Raw genomic sequence first — 14119 nt, 5'->3', positions numbered from 1 at the left:
CATGACACTCAAGGGCAAACACATCGTCGTGCACGACATGACGCTGCGCGACGGCATGCACCCCAAGCGCCACCAGATGACGCTCGACCAGATGAAGAGCATCGCGCAGGGCCTGGACAACGCGGGCGTGCCGCTCATCGAGGTGACGCACGGCGACGGGCTGGGCGGCAGCTCCGTCAACTACGGCTTCCCGGCGCACACCGACGAGGAATACCTCTCGGCCGTGATCCCGCTGATGAAGCAGGCCAAGGTCTCGGCGCTGCTGATCCCGGGGATCGGCACGGTCGAGCACCTGCGCATGGCGCATGAGCTGGGCGTGCGCACGATCCGCGTCGCCACGCATTGCACCGAGGGCGATGTGAGCGAACAGCACATCACGGCCGCGCGCAAGCTCGGCATGGACACGGTGGGCTTCCTGATGATGGCGCACATGAACAGCCCCGAGGGGCTGGCCAGGCAGGCCTTGCTGATGGAGGGCTACGGCGCCAACTGCATCTACGTGACCGACTCGGCCGGCTACATGCTGCCCGACGACGTGAAGGCGCGCATCTCGGCGGTGCGCGAGGCGCTCAAGCCGGAGACGGAACTCGGCTTCCACGGCCACCACAACCTGGCCATGGGCGTGGCGAACTCGATCGCCGCCATCGAGGCGGGCGCGACGCGCATCGACGCGGCCGCCGCCGGGCTGGGCGCCGGCGCGGGCAACACGCCGATGGAAGTGCTGGTGGCGGTGTGCGACCGCATGGGCATCGAGACCGGCGTGGACGTCTGGAAGATCCAGGACGTGGCCGAGGACCTGGTGGTGCCGATCATGGACTTCCCGATCCGCATCGACCGCGATGCGCTCACGCTCGGCTATGCCGGCGTCTACGGCTCCTTCCTGCTCTTCGCCAAGCGCGCGGAGAAGAAATACGGCGTGTCGGCACGCGACATCCTCGTCGAGCTGGGCCGTCGCGGCATGGTCGGCGGGCAGGAAGACATGATCGAAGACACGGCGCTGACGCTGGCAAAGGCGCGCGGCCTGATGCCGGCGCTGGCCGCCTGAGGAGACACCCCATGGCACTCGACAAAAGCACCATCGCCGCCCTGGCCGAGCACCTGGAGACCTGCGAACTGCAGGCGCGGGACACGCCCAAGATCACCGACGAACATCCCGGCATGGACTGGGACGACGCCTACGCGATCCAGGACGAGATCCTGCGCCGCAAGCTCTCGCGCGGCGCGCGCGTGGTCGGGCTGAAGGCGGGCCTGACCTCGCACGCGAAGATGAAGCAGATGGGCGTGGACATGCCGGTCTTCGGCTTCCTGGTCGACAGCTTCAGCCTGCCGGAGGGCGCCGAGGTCCGGATGAAGGAACTGATCCACCCCAAGGTGGAACCCGAGATCGCCTTCGTCCTGAAGCGGGCGCTGAAGGGGCCGGGCTGCCACATCGGCTCGGTGCTCGCGGCCACCGACTTCGTGATGCCGGGCATCGAGGTCATCGACAGCCGCTACCGCGACTTCAAGTTCGACCTGAAGAGCGTGGTGGCCGACAACACCTCGGCCTCGCGCTTCGTCGTGGGCGGGCGCGCGGCCTCGCCGCAGAGCGTGGACCTGCGCACGCTCGGCGTGGTGATGGAGAAGAACGGCCAGGTCGTGTCGCTCGGCGCCGGTGCCGCCGTGCTGGGCCATCCGGCCGCGGCGGTGGCGATGCTCGCCAACCACCTGGGCCGTCGCGGGCAGGAGATCCCGGCCGGCAGCGTGATCCTGTCGGGCGGCGTCACCGAGGCGGTGGCGGTCGAGGCCGGCGACCACGTCAGCCTGCGCATCCAGCACCTGGGCAGCGTGTCGCTGCGTTTCGTCTGAAGGGAGAACCGACATGCCGTTCGCACAGATCTACATGATCGAGGGCCGCACCGCCGAACAGAAGAAGGCGGTGATCGAGAAGGTGACGCAGGCGCTGGTGGAAGCCGTCGGCGCGCCGAAGGAGAACGTTCGCGTCTGGATCCACGACGTGCCCAAGGAGAACTGGGGCATCGCCGGGGTCAGCGCGAAAGACCTCGGGCGCTGACGGGGCCGCGCGGGCCCTCTCGCCGCGCCGATTGACGTCGAGGCGCGGCGAGTCCATATTGGCGCGAGGAGCCGATGCCGCCATGCCTGCTGTTCGTCCCGCCGCGGTTGCTGGGATGTTCTACGCCGAGGACGCGCGGCAGCTCGGGCGACAGGTTCGCGATTGCCTCGCCGCCGCGGCCGTCTCCGGTCTGGCGGCCGGCGAGGCGGCGGGATTTCCCAAGTTGCTCATCGTTCCGCATGCGGGCTATCGGTATTCCGGGGCCATCGCGGCACAGGCCTATTTCCGCCTGGCGCCATGGCGCGAGCGGATCAGCCGCATCGTGCTGATGGGTCCGGCCCATCACCATGGCGTGCGCGCGCTCACGGCGCCGGTGGCGGACGCCTTCGACACGCCGCTCGGCCGTGTCGCCCTGGACCAGGTCGCGCTCGCCACCCTCGGCGACCTGCCGCAAGTCGCGCGCGACGACCGCCCGCACGCTTTCGAGCACGCGCTGGAGGTGCAGCTTCCGTTCCTGCAGACGATGCTGGATTCGTTCGCGCTGGTGCCGCTGCTCGTCGGCAACGCCGGGGCCGCCGAGGTCGCGCAAGTGCTGGAGCGCCTGTGGGGCGGAGACGAGACGCTGATCGTCATCAGCTCCGATCTCTCGCACTACCTGCCCCATGCGCAGGCGCAGGCCCGCGATCGCGAGACGGTGCGCCGCATTCTCGATTTCGACGGCGCCCTGGATCCGGAGGAGGCCTGCGGCGCGCTGGCGATCAACGGCGCGCTGCGGGCGGCCCGCCATCACCGCCTGATGCCGAGGCTGCTGGACCTGCGCAACTCCGGCGACACCGCGGGAGACCGCCGCCGCGTCGTCGGCTATGCCGCGATCGCGTTCGAGGCGCAGGCATCATGAACACGGCCTGGCCCCAGGACCCGGGCGACACGGCGTACCCGGCACGCTGGTGGCACCGGCTCGACGACGGGCGCATCCAGTGCGACCTGTGCCCGCGCGACTGCCGGCTGCACGAGGGCCAGCGCGGCTTGTGCTTCGTGCGCCAGCGGGTGGACGATGCGATGGTGCTGACGACCTACGGACGCAGCTCTGGCTTCTGCATCGACCCGATCGAGAAGAAGCCCCTGAACCATTTCCATCCCGGCTCCAGCGTGCTCTCGTTCGGCACCGCGGGCTGCAACCTGGCGTGCAAGTTCTGCCAGAACTGGGACATCTCGAAGAGCCGCGAGATGGATCGGCTCATGGACACCGCCTCGCCGCGACGCATCGCCGAGCTGGCGCGCGAGCGGGGCGCGCTGAGCGTGGCCTTCACCTACAACGACCCGGTGATCTTCGCCGAGTACGCGATGGACACCGCCGATGCCTGCCATGCGCTGGGCCTGTTCAGCGTCGCCGTGACCGCGGGCTACATGCACGCCGAGCCGCGGCGCGCGTTCTATGCCAGGATGAACGCGGCCAATGTCGACCTCAAGGGCTTCACCGAAGACTTCTACTTCCGGCAGACCGGGGCGCACCTCGCGCCGGTGCTCGACACGCTGCAGTACCTGCGCCACGAGACGACCTGCTGGTTCGAGATCACGACGCTGCTGATTCCCGGCCTCAATGACAGCGATGCGGAGATCGAGGCGATGAGCCGCTGGCTCGCGGACCACCTCGGCCCGGACGTGCCGCTGCACTTCACGGCCTTCCACCCGGACTACAAGATGACGGAACTGCCGCCGACGCCGCCGGCCACGCTCAGGCGCGCCCGCGCCATCGCGCTGCGCAACGGCTTGCACCATGTCTACACCGGCAATGTGCACGACGTGGAGGGCGGCACGACCTTCTGCCCCCACTGCGGCGCGCCGCTGGTGCGCAGGGACTGGTACGCCGTGCTGGCGTGCGAACTCGATGCGCGTGGCGAATGCCCGCACTGCGGCACGAAGATCGCCGGGCGCTTCGGGGCCTTCGACGGCGGCTTCGGGCGGCGGCGAATTCCGGTGCGGGTGGCGGCCGCTTCGCGGTAGCCGGTCCTGTCGGTGCTTCTGCCTCCAGAGCGAGCCTGTCAGCGTTGCCGACCGTTGATCACATTCATCAAGACGTGCGGCTGAAGCGGCTTGCCCAGGTGCTCGTCGAAGCCCGCTTCCAAGGCCCTGGCACGGTCCTGGGGCCGCGAGAATGCCGTCAGCGCGACGGCGTAGAGCGGGGTCGAACCCTGCGACTCGCCGTGTTGCCGCGCCAGCCGGATCAGTTCATAGCCGTCACGTCCCGGCAGTCCGATATCGCTCACCAGCACCTCGGGCCAATGCTGTTGGATCAGTTGCATGGCGTCTTCGCAGTTCGCCGCCAGCCGGACGTGGGCGCCCGCGTCCGCGAGCACCATGGTGAGCATCTCGCTCGCGTCCGCGTTGTCCTCGACAACCACCACCTCGATCCCGTCCAGCACGCGACCGATGAGGAGCGCTGGTCGCGACTCCTGCCGTTCGCTCAGAACCAGCGAAGAACCGTCGCCCGGCACCACGATCAGGTCGACGCGCAGCGTGGCCCCTTTGCCGGCGCCTTCGCTGTCCGCCGTGACGCTGCCCTCGTGCAGCTCCGCCAGGTTCTTCACGATCGAGAGCCCCAGGCCGAGGCCTCCGTGGAAGCGGTTGTCGGGCGAGTCGCTTTGGGTGAAGCGGTCGAACAGATGGGCCTTGAACTCGGCGTCGATGCCACGGCCGAAGTCCTGCACGCAAAGCACCAGGTGATCCTCACTGCGCGCTAGGCTGATGCGGATCGACCCGCCCTCGTTCGAGAACTTGACGGCGTTCGACAACAGGTTCCAGACGATCTGCTGGAAGCGCGTGGGGTCGAGCCAGGCCGGCTGCTCGGCTTCCTCGTGCTCGAACCGGATGTCGAGGCGCTTGGACGCGATCGCCGCGCCCAGGGCCTCGATGGAGGAGGCGACAAGCGCCCGCGGTTCGCTCCATTCGGGGTACAGCCGAAGCTTCCCGGAGCTGATGCGCGAGACGTCGAGGATGTCGGAAATCAGGCGGGCCTGCGCCTTCACGCTGCGGTCGATCGCGGTCAGCCCCTTCTCGAGCAGGTCGGGCGAATGGTTGCGCGTCTTCAAGACGTGCACCCAGCCCCCGATGGCATTGAGCGGATTGCGCAACTCGTGCGAGAGGACGGCGACGAAATCGTCCTTGGTACGGCTGTGCCGTTCCGCCGCCGCGCGCGCCGCCTGCTCGCGTTGCAGCACTTCCAGGCGACGTGCCTCGAGCTCGAAGCGTTCCGAGACATCGAGCGCGATGCCGATGCGCAATCCGGGCTCGATGGGGGCCGACATCGTCCACTCCAGGCGCACCACGCTGCCGTCCCGCCGCCGCAGCGCGAACTCGGACTGCCAGGCGGCCGAGCCCTCGTGCGCGCCGGCGGTCTTCTCGCGCACCAGGTCCTCCCACTCGTCGGATGCGAAGGCAGCCACCGCTTCGCCGATGATTTCCTCGCGGGCGCGGTGCAGCATGGCGAGCATGGTCGGGTTGACGTCGACGAAGCGACCGGCATCGTCGATCAGCGCCATGCCGGTGGGGGCCTGGGTATAGATCGCGCGGAAGCGCGATTCGCTGCTGCGCAGCCGGTCTTCCGCCATGCGGGCGCGGATGAGCGCCTGCAGCGTCGCGATCAGCATCGCCGGCTCGACAGGGTGCACCAGGTAGGCATCGGCGCCGGCATTCAAGCCCGTGACCTTGTCCTCGTTGCGCACGAAGGCCGCCGACAGGTGGATCACCGGCAAGGTCGCCATGGCCGGGTCGGCGCGGATCGTCCGGCACACCTCGAAGCCGTCGATGTCGGGCAGATGCACGTCGAGAACCACCGCCGACACCTGGGTGGCGGCCAGGTCGAGCGCCTCGCGCCCGGTGCCGGCCTCGGTGGTCAGGAACCCCGCGGCGCGGATCACGCGTGCCGTCGAATACCGCGTGGCGGGGTTGTCGTCGACCACCAGCACGGTGTGGCGGCCACGGTCGATGGTGGTGTTGATGACGTTGGAGACCATCGCACTCAGTCCTTCTCCGGCGTCTCGGAGCGCTTCAGCTGGACCGGCAGGATCACCGAGAACACCGAGCCCTTGCCAAGCTCGCTGGCGATCTTCACCTCCCCGCCGAGCAGCTGCGCGAGGTGCTTGCTCAGCGAGAGGCCGAGGCCTGTGCCGCGCAGGCGCTTCTGAAGCGGCGAATCGACCTGCGTGAAGTCGTCGAACACGGCCGCATGATGCTCGCGCGCGATGCCGATGCCGGTGTCCGACACCGAGAAGCGCACGAAGTCGCCGTCCAGCCTCGTCGCCGACACGCGCACTTCCCCCTGCAAGGTGAACTTGAGCGCGTTCGAGATGAAGTTGCGCAGAATCTGCGAAAGCTTCCGGTCGTCCGTGAAGAGCCGCGGCAGTTCATGCGGCTCCTCGAAGATCAGCGCGGTGTCGGGATTGGTGACCATGGGCTTGAACATGCCCCGCAGCGCCGTGAAGAGGTCGACCATCTCGAACCAGGCAGGGGAGATCTCGAGCCGGCCCGCCTCGATCTTGGCGAGGTCGAGCAGGTCGTCGACCAGGTCGGCGAATTCGGCGGCACTCGTCTCGATGAACTTCACCTGGCGCTCTTGTTCGGACGTGAGCGGGCCGTCGACCCGGTCGACCAGGAGCCGCGTGATGCTGCGGATGGAGTTGATCGGGGTGCGGAACTCGTGGCTCATGTAGGCGAGGAAACGGCTCTTGAGTTCCGTCGCCTGCTTGAGCTGCTCGGCCTGCGCGTCGAGTTCGGCATAGAGCGCCACCACGCCGCGGTTGGTCTCCTCGAGTTCCGCGCGCAGCTCGTTCGCTTCCTGGCGACTGGCGGCCAGCGCGGAGGGATCGTCGCCGGGCGGAGCGTTCGAAGGCGGGTTGATTTCGGGTGTCATGTCGCTAGTCCAGTCGCCGCAGCACGACGACGGTCGCGTCGTCCCGCTGCCGCGTGTGGTCGCGCAACAGGATGGCCGCCACCAGGGCGGGGTCCTTCTGCAGCACCGGCAGCAGGCGCTCGCCCCGCCAGCGCGTGTCGATGCCGTCGCTGTGAATGATCACCAGGGCATGCGCTGGGAGCGCCATTGAACTCTCCTCGGGTCGTCGAATCTGGAGGCCGGCCGTGCCGTGCTGCGTGATGATCGCCTTGTCGAACACGCCCGAGAACACCCGGCCGACCACGTTGCCGGCGCCGGAGTAGCTCAAGGTCGAGGCCCCGGCGTCGATCCGGACCGCGCAGACGGCCGCGCCGCGCGTCGTCTGCAGTGCCAGGTGCGCTTTCTGCACCAGCTCGCGCGGCGCCGCCGACGGGTCGAGGGCAAACGCGGCGGTGGCCGCCAGAGAGGCCTTCGCGGCCTCCGGGCCATGGCCGAGGCCGTCGGCGAGCATGAGGCTGATCCGCATCCCGTCGCGGCCGGCGGACCAGGCATCGCCGCACACCGTTTCACCCGGTGCCGGCAGCCGCACGGCGCCGATCAGCACCGCGGGCTCGCCGGCCTGCGCGCCGTCGGGCGCGCCCGGCCGGCGAACGCGCGCGACGCTCACGGTGCCATGCGGCACGGACGAATGAATATCGAAATCGTCGGCCAGTCGCCGTATGGCGCCCAGGCCGGTGCCGGGCGTGCCGCCGGAAGACTGTCCGTCCTGCATCGACAGCGGCAGGTCGGCGATGCCGGGCCCTTCGTCGATGGCGATGATCTCGACGTCGCGGGCCTCGGGGCGCGCGGCGATCAGCAGCCGGCCCTTGCTCGCATGCCGCTGCAGGTTGGTCCCGAGTTCGGTCACGACCAGCGCCAGGCGGCCGGCATCGACCTCGGAGAACCCCAGCCCGGACGCCAGCAGCGCGGCATGGCGGCGCGCTTCCCCAACCCGGCTCGCGTCGTCGATGGGGAAGGCCTTGTGGGTCCAGCCGGCGATTACTTCCACTTGGTGATGCTCACGCGGGTGCCCTCGCCGAAGACCGAGTGAACGTCGAAATCATTGACCAGGCGCTTGCTGCCGGGCAGGCCGAAGCCCATGCCGGTGCCGGTGGTCCAGCCGTCGGTCAGCGCCAGCGCAAGATCGGCGATGCCCGGCCCACGGTCCTCGAAATGCAGTTGCAAGCCGCGCCTGCCATTGCGTTCCACGAACGCCCAACGCATGGTCCCGCCGCCGCCGTGGATCAGCGTGTTGCGCGCCAGCTCGCTGGCGGCGGTGATCATCTTGGTCTGGTCGACCAGCGACAGCTTGAGCTCCTGGCAAAGCGTGCGCACCATCTGCCGGCTGGCGACGATGTTCTGCTCCGATTGCAGGGGCAGCGCTCCGGTGGGCTCAGCAGCCAAGAGAGGGCTCCTCGCGAGCGCGCTGGAGCAGTTCCATGCCGCGCTCGACGTTGAGCGCGGTCCGGACGCCTTCGAGCGACAGGCCCAGCTCGACCAGCGTGATGGCCACCGCGGGCTGCATGCCGACGACCACCGTCGTGGCGGAGAGGATGCGGGCTATGCCCGAGATGCTGGTCAGCATGCGGCCGATGAAGGAATCGACGATCTCGAGCGCGGAGATGTCGATCATCACGCCCGAAGCAGCGGTCTTGGCGATCCGCTCGGCAAGATCGTCCTGCAGAGTCAACGCGGTCTGATCCTGCATGTCGACCTGGATGGTCACCAGGAGGGTCTCGCCGATGCGCAGGATGGGGATGCGGTCCATGGCGGCCTTACTTGTCGCGCGAAATGCGCCAGCCCGTCCGCTGAAGCGCGAGCGCGAGCGCATCGGCCAGCGTGGCCTTGGTACTGACCCCTTGGAGGTCGATGCCGAGGTGCACGATCGTCTGCGCGATCTGCGGGCGAATGCCGCTGATGATGCAGTCCGCCCCCATGAGGCGGATGGCGGTGACGGTCTTGAGGAGATGCTGCGCCACCAGGGTATCGACCGTCGGCACGCCGGTGATGTCGATGATCGCCAGCGCCGAGCCGGTGTCGACGATGCGTTGCAGCAGCGCCTCCATGACCATCTGTGTTCGGCTGCTGTCGAGCACGCCGATCATCGGCACGGCCAGCACCCCTTCCCACAGCTTGACGACCGGTGTCGACAGCTCGAGAAGCTCGTCCTGCTGGCGCCGGATGATGTCCTCGCGCGCCTGCTGAAAGGTCGACGCCGTGTGCTGGGCGAACCTGTCGACCATGGTCGAGAGGGCCCAAAGCGCGGGCGCCATCGACTCGGGCTGTTCGCTCAGTCGCCTCTGCAGCGCGGCAAACAAGGGCTTCTTGAACGCCAGCACGAAGACGCTGGTCTCGCCCGCCGACTGTCCCTGCGCCGCCCTTGAGCCCGACAGCGTGGACAGCACGTCGCGCAGCGCCGCCCATTCGGCGGCTTCGAGGCTCGAGGGATCCGCGCCAGCCTGCAGGCCGTCGCGCAGGTTGCGCAGGAGTTCGGAAGCCTCGGATTGCATCGCGCGGCGGCTGCGGCCGTCCGTGGCCGGAAGTTCGCCCAGCCATTCTTCGACGAGACTGCTTTCCTCTTCCTGCAAGGCACCCAGGAGGGCCTCGAAATCGTTCTTCATGTCTTTCCTCTGCAGGAGCTTGCGCCTGCGCGGCTGGTTCGCACCCTGTCTTCGGCAAGGGTGGACAGCGCAAAAAATCGGCAGATCGGCGATCTGCCTGTGCTGGATGGTATCGACTGCGCCGGCGCCTCCCGCGGCCGCGGCGTCGATTTCAAGGATCGCCTACGCCTGCGCGGCGCCCAGGCCTACAGGCGGCGATGCGCCGACTTGATCCTCAAGGCGCGTCGCGCCAGCAAGCGCCCCGGGCTGCCGGAGCTGCGATTTGCGACTGCGCAGAAAGTCAGCGCAGCCCGACAACACCCACCTCGACCCGGCGATCGGGCTGCAAGCAGGCGATCAACGCGGCGCTCGGCTTGCTGCCCTTGCACTCGCCGGCCTTCGTGACCGGCGCCGTGCTGGCCTTGCCCGTTGCCATGATCTTTCCTGGATCGATGCGAGCGGACTGCGCAAGATAAGCCTTGACGGCTTCGGCACGTTGCACGGACAGCCGCTGATTGTGGGCGACGGCGCCGAGACGGTCGGTATGACCTTCGACCGTGATCACATCGAACTGGGTCTGGGCGAGTTCCGCGCCGAACCGGTCGAGCGCGACCTTGCCGGGCGGCGTGACTTCGGACCGGTCGAAGCCGAACAGCGAATCGGCCGAGAAGCTGACCCGGCGTACCGGGGCAGCCGCAACGGGCGCGGCCGGCACCGCCGCCGCCGGGGCGGGCGCGGGCTCCGCCGGCGCAGCCGCCAAACTGCGCACGGGCGCGGCAGCGGGGCGACCGAATGGAAAGACCAGGCTGACCGTGGCCGCGTTGATGTCGCCGCGGTTGCCCACGGCATCATTGACCCGGTAGCGTTCGAGCTCTCCGCGGATCAGGAAGCCGGGGCTGACCGCGTACTGGACGCCCACGCCGACCTTGAAGTTGGTCTCGCTGCTGCTGGGGTTCAAGGCCGTCAAGGCAACCGCGCCGCTGCGCGTGAAGGTGTCGCGCGTCTTGCCGTGTTGCACCCCCACCCGCCCGAGCAGCGACCAGCGCTCGTCCAGGGGAAGCGTGCCCACGAGGTCGAGGTTGAGGCCCTGGAACTTCGCCTGGCCCGTCAAGGTCCCGGCCGGCATCGTGGTGGCTGCGTACCCGAACTTGCCGAGATTGAAGTAGCCCGCTTCCAACGCCCAGTTCGGCGTGAACTGGTAGCCGCCGAAGATCTTGTAGGCGGTCGAACTCTCGTCGAGCGTCATGCGGGTGGTCGCAAGACCGGCGCCGCGCAAGCGCGCGACGATGCTCTCGTCGTCGATGCGGGCTTGCGAGGCGCCCAGCGAGACGCCGCCGTAGAAATAGGGCGAGTAGGGCGAGGCGAGCCCATCGCGGTTCTGGGCCAGGGCGGAGCCGGCGGCCACGCATCCAAGGCCGGTCAGGCCGATCATGCGCAGGACGTGTCGAGGTTTCATCGTTGCTCTCCGGAGGATGTGCGCGGCGTGGAGTCGAGCGAGGCAGGCGCGGGCGCTCACGGGGCCACCACCGTGGTGTTGACCATGGTCACCGAGGCGGAGAGGCCCAGGGCGCGTCCCGTCAGGACGGTCTGAGCGGTCTGACCGGCCGTGGAGATCGTCACGCCGGCGACGGCGATGATGGTGCCCACCATGCTGCTTCCGTCCTCGATGCGAGCGGCGCTGCCGACTTGCCAGAACACGTTCTGGGCTTGTGCGCCATTGGTCAGCAGCACCTGGCGGGGCGTGGCGCCCAGGCCGACGGTCAGAGCCGACGGCACCTGGAACACCCACACCGCATTCGGGTCCCCCTGTGCGTCCAGGGTGAGGTCGCCTGTCGTGATCGCGAAGCTGCCTCCCGCCGAGGTGTAGATCGCTGGCGGCAACACGCGTCCACCGAGTTGACCGGCGCCCGGGTCGCTTCCCGCCGGCAAGGCCGCCAGTTCGTTGTATGCCTGCCGGGCATCGGCCGCCGCTTGCGTGGCGATCGTCATGCCGGCGGCGGTTCCTGGCGCGGGAGGTGCGCAGAACACGGCGCCGTTGTTCACCGCGCCGATGTTCAGGGGCGTCTCCGTGTAGGTGTTGGAGGCATCGTGGAAGCCCGTGATCAGGGTGCATGCCGCGGTGGTTCCGAGCTTGCCGTTGACGACAGTGTTGACGCCCTGGTTGGTGACGCCGGCGCCCCCGCCGAAACCGCCGAACGAACTGGAGCTGCGCAGATTGACCGGGGCCACGCAGGCCTTGGCGCCTGTGGTGAAGCTCCAGACCACGTCGGCCAGCAGGGCCAGGCCGTCCTGGTCCTTGACGCCCGCGTTGCCCGATTTGACCGTCGCGACGAATGCGCTGCTGGCCGCGAAGCCCGCCGCCGCCGTCGGAACGAAGCGCGCCACGCGCGTCGCCGGGTCATAGCTGACGGTCCCGGGGACCGAGGCGCCGTTGCCCATCACCTGGAAGGTGTTGCCGTTGATGGTCGCCGCATCCATGGCCTTGTCGAAGGTGGCGCTGACGGTGGTCACCGGGCACAGACCCACGGCCCCGATGGATGGACTCACCGACGCGATCCTCGGAGCGACGGGCGCGACCTGCAATCCCCCAGCTCCCGCCCCAGCGGTCTGCCCGACGGCCGCCCCACCCAGGATCGGATCCATTCCGCCGCCACCGCCGCAACCGGCCAGGAAACAGGCCAGCAGCACCGGAATGGCCCGGGGAAATAATTTGAAATATGTAGGTAAATGGCTCATAAATAATATGTTCAGGAAGCGGTGCTGCAATTTGCTTGACGATTCAAGCTGGAACGGAAATTTCATCTTAGATGAAGAGCCGGGAAATAAGCGCGCATTGGAAATGAAATGGCGTCCCGTCCGACAAATGCATCGCGCAAGCAATGATTCCCGACCGCTCAGGGGAATTCTGCAATACAGGTCTGACGCCGGGAAGGGAAGAAAGACGACGCGGATTTCTCGCTATTGATTGGGGGCTATTTCCGTGCGGCAGAACCAATAGAAATAGCGTTGAGCCGCAGGCTGTTTCCACGGGGATGGCCGTTCGTATTTCCATCGGCTCGATTTGGATGGCTGATGGTCAATATCAAAATGGGCGCCGAACCAAGGCAATACAGAAATACCTGGTCGGCGCGCGGGGCGCGCTGCGCCGCAGGCCCGCGAAGATGGACCGCCTTCGGGCCGGCCTGGCGTGTGCCTTCCCGTGGCCGCACGAGCAGGTGGCGGTCTTGCTGGCAGCGGTTCCGGTGGCTTAATGCACAGAGACCGCAAGCCCGTGCCGGAGGGTTGCGTCCATGCCCCTGCCCGCAGGGTAAATTCCCCCGGACCGCCCGCCAACCGATCGTGTTGCGACTGTGTCATTTGTCCATCCGATCGGAGTGTGAAAGTCGATGAAGCTCAAGCTCATGCCGCGTCCCTGGCTCGCCGGCGCCGGTCGCCTCGCCGTGGCGCTCGTCGTCGTGTCGGCGTGGGTGCTGCCATGCGCCTCGCGCGCGGAGGCCGCGGGGCCGGTGTCGCTCGCGGAAGCGCGTCGGATCGTTGCCGAGGCGAGCAAGCACGGCGCCCCTTGGCGCGGCCCGCAATCCGGACCGCAGGCCCCGGGCGGCAAGACCATTGCGTTCGTCGCCGAAGACCTGCGCAACGGCGGCATCGTCGGGGTGGCGCAGGGCGTGCGCGAGGCCGCGCGCATCCTCGGCTGGAAGCTCAGCATCGTCGATGCCGGCGGCTCCGCGCCCGGCCGGGCGAAGGCCCTGGCAGCCGCGCTGGCCAGCGCGCCCGACGGACTCGTGCTGTGCGGGATGGACGCGCTCGAGAACGCGCCGGCGCTCGCGCCCTTCGCCGAGCGCGGCATTCCCGTCGTGGCCTGGCATGCGGGCTCCTCGCCGGGCCCGATCGGCGGGACGCCGGTGGCCATGAACGTGACCACCGATCCGCTCGAGGTGGCGCGCGTGACCGCGATGGCCGCGCTCGCCCAGTCCGAGGGCCGCGCCGGCGTGGTGATCTTCACCGACTCGCGTTTCCGCATCGCCAGCGCCAAGGCCTATGAAATGGCCGGGATCGTGCGGGCCTGCTGGGGCTGCACGCTGCTGGAGGTGCGCGACGTCCCGCTGTCGGAGAGCGACGAGCGGATGCCCGCGATCACGCAGGAACTGTTGCAGCGCTACGGCAAGCGCTGGACGCATGCGCTGGCGATCAATGACATCTACTTCGACTATGCGATCCCGACCCTGACCAAGGCCGGATTGAGCAGCGAGGCGCTGAGCCTGCTGTCGGCCGGCGACGGCAGCGCGCCGGCCCTCCTGCGCATCCAGGCCAGGACCTTCCAGACCGGCACCGTCGCCGAGCCGCTGAACCAGCAGGGCTGGCAGGTGCTCGACGAACTCAACCGCCTGTTCGCGCGCCAGCCGGTGAGCGGCTTCGTCGCGCCGGTGCATCTGGTCACAGCGGATAACATTGCCTTCGACGGGGGGCATCGCCTGCAGTACGACCCCGACAACGGGTACCGCGACATCTACCGACGCTTCTGGAAGCGTTGAGACTGGGCCG

At 68.4% G+C, this 14119-nt stretch carries 15 protein-coding genes; 7 read left to right on the top strand and 8 right to left on the bottom strand.

Annotation, left to right across the window (positions count from 1 at the left end; all coding sequences use genetic code 11):
- The first annotated feature begins 1 nt into the window (after position 1).
- The 5 genes from dmpG (at position 2) to amrS (ending at position 4054) form a co-directional block, all read left to right on the top strand.
- Positions 2 to 1045, top strand: coding sequence for a 4-hydroxy-2-oxovalerate aldolase (dmpG, locus tag AC1DNF_RS04600; RefSeq protein WP_478147372.1), 1044 nt, complete (start codon positions 2 to 4; stop codon positions 1043 to 1045).
- Positions 1046 to 1056: 11 nt separating this feature from the next.
- The gene (gene dmpH / locus AC1DNF_RS04595; RefSeq protein ID WP_478147371.1) at positions 1057 to 1845 is read left to right on the top strand and encodes a 2-oxo-3-hexenedioate decarboxylase; all 789 of its coding nucleotides are present in this window, start codon (positions 1057 to 1059) and stop codon (positions 1843 to 1845) included.
- Positions 1846 to 1858: 13 nt separating this feature from the next.
- Positions 1859 to 2050 carry a 2-hydroxymuconate tautomerase gene (locus AC1DNF_RS04590; RefSeq protein ID WP_478147370.1) on the top strand — a complete coding sequence of 64 codons (192 nt, stop codon included), beginning with the start codon at positions 1859 to 1861 and terminating at the stop codon, positions 2048 to 2050.
- Positions 2051 to 2132: 82 nt separating this feature from the next.
- A complete protein-coding gene (gene amrB / locus AC1DNF_RS04585) occupies positions 2133 to 2948 on the top strand; it encodes an AmmeMemoRadiSam system protein B (protein WP_478147369.1) in 816 nt (271 codons plus the stop codon).
- The gene (gene amrS, locus AC1DNF_RS04580) at positions 2945 to 4054 is read left to right on the top strand and encodes an AmmeMemoRadiSam system radical SAM enzyme (RefSeq protein ID WP_478147368.1); all 1110 of its coding nucleotides are present in this window, start codon (positions 2945 to 2947) and stop codon (positions 4052 to 4054) included. The genes amrB and amrS overlap by 4 nt, the downstream gene beginning before the upstream one ends.
- 38 nt (positions 4055 to 4092) lie before the next feature.
- Here amrS and AC1DNF_RS04575 read toward each other — a convergent pair whose 3' ends face one another.
- The 8 genes from AC1DNF_RS04575 to AC1DNF_RS04540 form a co-directional block, all read right to left on the bottom strand.
- Complete coding sequence (locus tag AC1DNF_RS04575; protein ID WP_478147367.1) at positions 4093 to 6063, bottom strand: hybrid sensor histidine kinase/response regulator; 1971 nt, start codon at positions 6061 to 6063, stop codon at positions 4093 to 4095.
- A 5-nt stretch (positions 6064 to 6068) separates the two neighbouring features.
- Entirely contained in the window at positions 6069 to 6959 is an 891-nt protein-coding gene (locus AC1DNF_RS04570; protein ID WP_478147366.1) for a sensor histidine kinase, read from the bottom strand.
- A gap of 4 nt (positions 6960 to 6963) precedes the next feature.
- Entirely contained in the window at positions 6964 to 7986 is a 1023-nt protein-coding gene (locus AC1DNF_RS04565) for an ATP-binding protein (protein ID WP_478147365.1), read from the bottom strand.
- The gene (locus tag AC1DNF_RS04560; RefSeq protein ID WP_478147364.1) at positions 7977 to 8381 is read right to left on the bottom strand and encodes an anti-sigma regulatory factor; all 405 of its coding nucleotides are present in this window, start codon (positions 8379 to 8381) and stop codon (positions 7977 to 7979) included. The genes AC1DNF_RS04565 and AC1DNF_RS04560 overlap by 10 nt, the downstream gene beginning before the upstream one ends.
- Positions 8371 to 8745, bottom strand: a complete 375-nt coding sequence (locus tag AC1DNF_RS04555; RefSeq protein WP_478147363.1) for an STAS domain-containing protein — start codon at positions 8743 to 8745, stop codon at positions 8371 to 8373. Before AC1DNF_RS04555 ends, AC1DNF_RS04560 begins: the two co-directional genes overlap by 11 nt.
- A 7-nt stretch (positions 8746 to 8752) precedes the next feature.
- Positions 8753 to 9598, bottom strand: coding sequence for an STAS domain-containing protein (locus tag AC1DNF_RS04550; RefSeq protein ID WP_478147362.1), 846 nt, complete (start codon positions 9596 to 9598; stop codon positions 8753 to 8755).
- Between the two features lie 280 nt (positions 9599 to 9878).
- Positions 9879 to 11033 (bottom strand): outer membrane beta-barrel protein, encoded by a 1155-nt coding sequence (locus AC1DNF_RS04545; protein ID WP_478147361.1) that lies wholly within the window; start codon positions 11031 to 11033, stop codon positions 9879 to 9881.
- Positions 11034 to 11089: 56 nt separating this feature from the next.
- Positions 11090 to 12220 carry an ice-binding family protein gene (locus AC1DNF_RS04540; RefSeq protein ID WP_478147360.1) on the bottom strand — a complete coding sequence of 377 codons (1131 nt, stop codon included), beginning with the start codon at positions 12218 to 12220 and terminating at the stop codon, positions 11090 to 11092.
- Positions 12221 to 12456: 236 nt separating this feature from the next.
- Here AC1DNF_RS04540 and AC1DNF_RS04535 point away from each other — a divergent pair, with 236 nt between their 5' ends.
- Both AC1DNF_RS04535 and AC1DNF_RS04530 read left to right on the top strand, forming a co-directional pair.
- Entirely contained in the window at positions 12457 to 12828 is a 372-nt protein-coding gene (locus AC1DNF_RS04535; protein WP_478147359.1) for a hypothetical protein, read from the top strand.
- A 135-nt stretch (positions 12829 to 12963) separates the two neighbouring features.
- Positions 12964 to 14109 carry a substrate-binding domain-containing protein gene (locus AC1DNF_RS04530; RefSeq protein WP_478147358.1) on the top strand — a complete coding sequence of 382 codons (1146 nt, stop codon included), beginning with the start codon at positions 12964 to 12966 and terminating at the stop codon, positions 14107 to 14109.
- The last annotated feature ends 10 nt before the right edge of the window (positions 14110 to 14119 follow it).

This window comes from Variovorax sp. 01T432, from assembly GCF_056398605.1.
Note: the sequence above shows the minus strand (reverse complement) of the source record. Positions and strands in the feature narration are given on the sequence as shown.